The sequence below is a fragment of the Pararhodobacter sp. genome, assembly GCF_034676075.1.
In the GTDB taxonomy this organism is placed as follows: Bacteria; Pseudomonadota; Alphaproteobacteria; order Rhodobacterales; family Rhodobacteraceae; genus Pararhodobacter.
In genome coordinates this window covers 1-6,405 of record NZ_JAUCCQ010000170.1, presented here as the reverse complement: position 1 = coordinate 6,405, position 6,405 = coordinate 1, and the positions used below count along the sequence as shown (strand labels likewise).

General features: G+C 68.5%; 5 protein-coding genes, 1 tRNA gene and 1 pseudogene. 4 read left to right on the top strand and 3 right to left on the bottom strand.

The genetic code is table 11. The features are described from left to right. Nucleotides 1–958, top strand: a 958-nt coding sequence (locus tag VDQ18_RS22245; RefSeq protein WP_323023052.1) for a class I adenylate-forming enzyme family protein, incomplete at its 5' end; no start/stop codon positions are given. Between the two features lie 410 nt (nt 959–1,368). On the opposite strand, the gene VDQ18_RS22240 is transcribed toward VDQ18_RS22245, so the two are convergent. Continuing rightward, nucleotides 1,369–2,265, bottom strand: a complete 897-nt coding sequence (locus VDQ18_RS22240) for a LysR family transcriptional regulator (protein ID WP_323023051.1) — start codon at nt 2,263–2,265, stop codon at nt 1,369–1,371. A 106-nt stretch (nt 2,266–2,371) separates the two neighbouring features. On the opposite strand from VDQ18_RS22240, the gene VDQ18_RS22235 reads away from it, so the two are divergent. Beyond that, nucleotides 2,372–2,995, top strand: a complete 624-nt coding sequence (locus VDQ18_RS22235; RefSeq protein ID WP_323023050.1) for an NADPH-dependent F420 reductase — start codon at nt 2,372–2,374, stop codon at nt 2,993–2,995. Nucleotides 2,996–3,070: 75 nt separating this feature from the next. Further along, nucleotides 3,071–3,729, top strand: a pseudogene (locus VDQ18_RS22230) (transposase). 169 nt (nt 3,730–3,898) lie between these two features. Here VDQ18_RS22230 and VDQ18_RS22225 read toward each other — a convergent pair. Beyond that, a tRNA-Asn gene (locus tag VDQ18_RS22225) sits at nt 3,899–3,973 on the bottom strand. A 93-nt stretch (nt 3,974–4,066) separates the two neighbouring features. Beyond that, nucleotides 4,067–4,969, bottom strand: coding sequence for an MBL fold metallo-hydrolase (locus VDQ18_RS22220; protein ID WP_323023049.1), 903 nt, complete (start codon nt 4,967–4,969; stop codon nt 4,067–4,069). Between the two features lie 68 nt (nt 4,970–5,037). Between VDQ18_RS22220 and VDQ18_RS22215 the strand changes: the two genes are divergently transcribed. Next, nucleotides 5,038–6,375 carry an ATP-binding protein gene (locus VDQ18_RS22215; RefSeq protein ID WP_323023048.1) on the top strand — a complete coding sequence of 446 codons (1,338 nt, stop codon included), beginning with the start codon at nt 5,038–5,040 and terminating at the stop codon, nt 6,373–6,375. Nucleotides 6,376–6,405: the final 30 nt, after the last annotated feature.

Sequence of the window (6,405 nt, the reverse complement as noted above, 5' to 3'; positions counted from 1 at the left end):
CAGCCCGATCCGCACGATCCTGTCGCCGCATTCGTTCAACTACATGAATGGCCGCAACCTGTTGCTGACCATCATGGAGCGCGGCGGCACCTTCTATCTGGGACGGCGACCCAGCACCAGCAAGCTGCTGGGCTGGATCCGCGATCTGGGCATCCATTTCACCTTCTTCCCCTCGATCGCGCTGACCCAGCCGGAAAGCCCGGAAGAGGCCGACACGCCGCTGATGGAGGTCTCGCTCAGCGCCTCGCCCCCTTCGGTGCACCGCGAATTCGCGCGGCGCTTCCCGGGCGTGAAGTCCTTCGAGCTCTACGGCATGACCGAGGTCGGCGCGGTGCTGGCGGGCGATCCCGACGATCCGGCATTCTTCGCCTCGGGTCGGCTCGGGGTCGAGATGCTGGGCCGGGCGGTGACGATCCGCGATCCCGAGGGCAACGAATGCCCGCCGGGCGTGGCGGGCGAGCTATGGGTTGCCGGCCCCTCGATGTTCAAGGGCTACTACGGCCGTCCCGAGGCCACAGCCGAGGTCTTCCGCGGCCCTTGGGCGCGGACCGGGGACAGCGTGTTGCGCGGCGAGGATGGCTTCATCCGCTTCATCGGCCGCATCAAGGATATCGTCCGGCGCAGCAACGAGAACATCTCCGCCCTCGAGGTCGAGACGGTCGGGCGCGATGCTGCCTGCATCGCCGAATGCGCCGTGGTGCCCGAGCCCGATGCCGAGCGCGGCGAGGAGGTCAAGATCTTCATCCGCCTGGCCGAGGGCTGTCAGGCCGACCGCGCTCTGGTCGAGGCGCTCGACGCCCATTTCCGGGCCCGCCTCGCGGCTTTCAAATGCCCGCGCTATTACGCCTTCGTCGAGGATTTCCCCCGCACCCCGTCGCAGAAGATCCGCAAGGGGATCCTGCGCAGCGAGCCGCAGCCGACGCTCTTCGCGCTGGATGCGAAGGGGCTGGGCGGCTAGCGGGGGCAGGGCACCGGGTTTGTCGGGGGGGGAAGCGTGGTGGGCCGGTCGCCGGAAGGCGTCCGATCCACCCGCACCACGCCTCGCGGGCCGGAAGCCCTGAGCCGAGGACCGAAGCCGTAGTGCGGGTGGGCCGGGATCGCGGCCTCTCGTCGAGGCGGAAGCGCTCCGGCACGGGCGGGCTGACGGCATTCTCGGCTACACGTCGGTCGCGACCGGCCCGACATCTGCTTCTGCCAACCCTTCCACGGAGCGGAAAGCGTGCAAGGGCAAGCGCAGCCGGGTGTGTGACGTGCCACTCGCGCAGGTGCCGCGGCGGTCAAGGGGGGAAGCCCGGCTGGACTCAGCTTTAGTGGGGGGCTTTGGCGCCGCAGGGCGCGGCTGCGGGAAGGCCTCAGCCCGCGCGTGGATCACGAGGCCGGGGTTTCCCGCAATCCCTCGATGATCGCGTTTATGACGGCAGACACCCTTTGCGGAATGAAGCGGCGCGATGGAAGGACGGCGTGAATGGGCAGCTCTGGCTTGCCCCATTCCTCCAGCACCTCGACCAGCGTTCCGCGCGCCAGATCCTCTTCGACAAGGTGCAGGGGAACGTACACGATGCCGGCACCCGCCAATGCCGCCACGCGCTGCGCCTCGTCATAGTCGAGTTCCAGCGCGCCTTTCACATCCACCAGCACCGGCGCCCCCGCCGGTGTCAGGAAGCGCCATTGATCGCGGGTGGTCAGGTTCAGGTTCAGGATGCAGGGCAGGGTTGCGAGGTCGCCGGGCTTGTCGGGGCTTCCGTGGCGGACCAGAAACGCGGGCGAGGCGCAGCAGACAAAGCGGTAGGTGCCGATCCGCCGTGCGATCAGCCCGCTGGGCTTCAGATTGCCCACGCGGATCGCCAGATCGTAGCCTTCGGCGATCAGGTCGACCCGGCGATCGTTGAGCGAAAGCTCGACGGTCAGCTGCGGGGAGGTCTCGATCAGACCGGCCAGGATCGTCGTCAGCTTCTTCGTGCCCAGCGTGGTCGGCCCCGAGATCCTGACCCGCCCCTTCAACCCGCCCTTCGCATCGCCGATCCCCGACAGCGCTTCGAGCCCGTCCAGAACCTGCGTCGCCTGCTCCAGAAACTCCTGCCCGCGCGGTGTAAGGCGCAGCGTGCGGGTGGTGCGCTCGACGAGGCGGACGCCATAGCGATCTTCCAGCGACTGCACGCGCCTGCCGACCATCGCGGGTGAGACGCCAAGCCGCCGCGCGGCCTCGGCAAAGCTGCCGGCGCCAGCCACCGCCACGAAGGTCTCCAGTTCCGGAATCTCGCTCATTCGATACATTCATGCAATTCAGTACGTAGAATTCGATCTCTACACGCAATTCTGGCGCAGGGCTATCTTCCGGGCTGAACAAGGGCCACTTAGAAGGAATACCCTCATGACAACGGCAATCATCGGTCTGGGAAACATGGGCAAGGGGCTGGCGCAGCGCCTGTCGGGGCAGACGGACCTGCTGCTCGCAAGCCGCAATCCGGACGCCGCGGTGACGCTTGCGGCCGACCTCAAGGGCGCACGGGGTGTCAGCGTCGATGCGGCGATTGCCGGGGCCGATATCGTCATTCTGGCGCTTGGCTATGAGGCCGCCCTGGACGTCGCGGCCCTGCCGGGCCTTGCGGGCAAAATCGTGGTCGATATCACCAACCCGGTGTTGCCCGACTTCTCCGGTCTGCAACTGGGCCACACCACCTCGGCCGCCGAAGAGATCCAGAAGCGCGCCGCGGGGGCCAAGGTCGTCAAGGGCTTCAATACCATCTTCGCAGGGCTGTTCGGGGCCGAGCGCGCAGCGACCGCCAGCGTTCCGGTGTTCCTGGCGGGCGATGACGACGCGGTTGTCGATGCCGTGGCCGCGCTGGTCGAACAGGCCGGCTTCACCCCCGAACGGACCGGCGATCTGGGCGCCGCCCGGTTGCTGGAGCCGCTTGCCATGCTGAACATCCGCTTCGGCTACGGCCTTGGCAAAGGTACGTCGCGGGCGCCGGGCTGGATCGAAATCCCCGGCTGACTGCTAAGAAGCGTTGTTGCAAAACTCTCGCGGTGAAGGATTCACGCCACGAATCCATGCGGTTAGACGGGCGGCATGTGCAAGCCCAGGCCGTCCGCTACCGCAGGACGAGCGGTACTCCGACAACGCTGCAGATCTGGCTGGACAAGGAGATGGCGTGGCACGCGCGGCACGAGGGCCGCCCCGGTACCCGCCATTCTTCTCGGATTGGTCGATGCAGTTCTGCCCGTCGATCAAGGTGCTGTTCTAGCTGCCGCTCAGGCAAACTGCAGGATGATCGCCAGCCTCCCGCGGCTGACCGGGCTGGACTGGTCGGTTCCGGACGACTCGACCCTGAGCCGCAGGCCGGAGACCTGAAGGTCCAGATCGCCTATCGCCGTGTCGGCGGGCCGCTTGACCTGTCCACCCGCATCAAGGTCCTCGGCGACGGTATATGGCAGGCCCGCAAGCACAGTGCGCAAGGCCGTCGTCAATGACGCAAGGTCCATCTCGCCCTGGATGCCACCGCCCCCGACATCCGCGCGGTCGAGTTCACCCCCAGCAGTAAAGGCGGCAGCCCCGTCCAGCCGGATCAGATCCCCGAAGACGAAGCCAGGATGCGATCCCTGAAGGCCTTCGCCGAGCGCATCGCCGCGAGAGACCCCAGCTGCGAGACCGCCGAAATCCACATCCGCGTCGCCCTCTTGAACCGCTCCAACGCCCTCGGCACAGCCGAATTCGTCCGCGTGGCCTAAACCTGTCCGGGAAAGGGGCTCTCACGCCTCAGAACGCCGTTCTGCAACAAAGCCTATCTAGGGCGAAATACGCCGCTTTTCGGCGTTACCCCAGCTGTTACCCCGAACGAAATGAACAAGGCCCCCTTGCGGGGGCCTGCTCATAACCATCTGAAGGATCAGAGGATTTTGGCTCCGGCGGTAGGGATCGAACCTACGACCAATTGATTAACAGTCAACTGCTCTACCGCTGAGCTACGCCGGAACATGGGGGCCGTATAGCAAGGCCCCAGAGCGGCGTCCAGAGGCTCGGTGCGTTTTTTTCGACGAAAATCGACGCCCCCCGGGAAACCGGTATTTACGCCATGAAAACAGGGGTTTCCGGGCCGGGAAGGCCGTCGAAGCGCAGCAATCCGCGGGCGTCGAGGTCGATGAGATGCGCCAGCACGTTGCGCGCCGCGGCGGGCAGGAGGGCGGGCGCCACGTCGTGATAGACCGCGCCGGTGATCGCCGTGAGGGTCGCGGCTCCGGCGCCGACCGCCGCGCGGATCGCCTGCTCGCGCCCCAGCCGATGGGTGCGCAGGGCCTGGACGCGGGCCGGGCCCTCGGCCACCGGCGCGCCATGGCCGGGGTAGTAGCGCAGGGGCCCCAGGGCTTCGACCCGATCGAGGCTGAGCATGAAATCGGTGAGGTCCCCGTCCGGCGGCGAGACCAGGCTCGGCGCCCAGCCCATGACATGGTCGCCGGAAAACAGCGCCTCGCCCCAACGGAAGCAGAGGTGATTGCCGAAATGGCCCGGCGTGTGCAGCGCGTCGAGGGGGCGGCCGCCCGCCTCGATCCGCGCGCCGTCGGGCAGGAGGATGTCGGGGGCGAACCCTTCGTCGACGCCTTCGCCGCCGCCGACCTCGCCCGCCAGCGCCGCCATCCGGGCCGAGCGTCCGGCCTCGGCCCCGCCGAAACCGATCACCGGCGCGCCGGTGGCTTCGGCCAGCGGGCGGGCGAGGGGCGAATGATCCTTGTGGGCATGCGTCACCAGGATCTGCGCGATTCGCTCGCCGGGGGCGAGGGCGGCCAGAATGGCGCGCAGATGGCCGGGATCGGCGGGGCCGGGGTCGATTACACTGACCGCGCCCTCGCCCAGCAGATAGGTGTTGGTCCCGCGCTCGGTCATCGGCGAGGCATTGGGCGCCAGCACCAGGCGCAGGCCGGGTTCCAGGATCACGGCCTGGCCGGGCAGGGGGGCGAAATCGGGATCGGACAAGAGGGGCCTCGCAGGGATGGGAACGGCGGGCGCTGGCCAAGGGCCGCGGCCGGGCCTAGAGTATCGCCATGCTCGGCCGTCTGCTCAAACCGATTTTTCCGCGCGGCCTCTATTGGCGGGCCGCGCTGATCGTTTTCGTGCCGGTGACGACAATCCTGCTGGTTGTGTCCCTGGCCTTCATCCAGCGCCATTACGACGGGGTGACCCGGCAGATGACCGGGAATTTCGTGCTGGTCGCGCATCATCTGCTGGCCGCGGCCGATGCTGCGCCCGATGCGGCGGCCGCCGAACAGGCGGTGGAGCGGCTGGCGCGGGCCTTCGAGCTGGAGGCGGCGATCGTGCCCGAGGCCCCGCCCAGCGCCCGGGCCGAGGATCTGCCGTTCTACGACCTCTCGGGCCGGCTGGCGGTGCGGGAACTGGCCCGCGGCCTGCCCGAGATGGATTCGGTCGCGCTCTATGACGGCGGGGTGACGCTCTGGCTGGCCGGGCGGCACGGCCATCTGGAACTGGCGTTCCAGCTGAGCCGGATCTCGGCCCGCAACCCGCATCAGATGCTGGTCCTGACGCTGGTGATCGGCGTGGTCATGGGCATGATCTCGTTCATCTATCTGAAGAACCAGATGCGGCCGATGCTGCGCCTCGCCCATGTGGCCGAGGCCTTCGGCCATGGCCAGACGCTGCCCTATCGGGTCGCCGGGGCGACCGAGGTCAGGGCCGCGGGCAAGGCCTTTCTGGAGATGCGGGCGCGGATCGAACGGCATATCGAACAGCGGACGCTGATGCTGTCGGGGGTGAGCCACGACCTGCGCACGCCGCTGACCCGGATGCGGCTGGCGCTGTCGATGCTGGAGGACGAGCCCGAGGCCAAGGCGCTGCTGGCCGATGTGGCCGAAATGGAGGCGCTGATCGACCGCTTCCTGGAATTCGCCCGGACCGAGGCGGTGGAGACCGAGGTCGAGACCGACCTCGGCGCGCTGGTGGCCCGGCGGGCGGCGGAGGCCGCGCGAGGCGGTCGGCCGGTGGTGTTCGTGGGCGAAGGGGCGGGGCCTGTGCTGAGGCTCAGGCCGCAGATGATGGCACGCGCGATCGACAACCTGATCGGCAATGCGCTGCGCTATGGCGAGAAGGCCCGGCTCTGGATCGAGGAGGGGCCCGACACTGTCACGGTCTGCGTGGCCGATGACGGCCAGGGGATCGCGCCCGAGAACCGGGAACCGGCGATGCGGCCCTTCGTCCGGCTGGATCTGGCCCGCGGCGCCTCCCGCGGGAGCGGGGCCGGGCTGGGGCTGGCGATCGTCGCCGATGCGATGCGCAGCCACGGCGGACGGCTGGAACTGGGCGAGAGCACGACCCCGGGCTATGGCGGGCTCCTTGCCCGGCTGGCGCTGCCGCGCGGAGGCCCATAGCCGGGGGCTGGTTGGGCCGTCGCGCGGAGG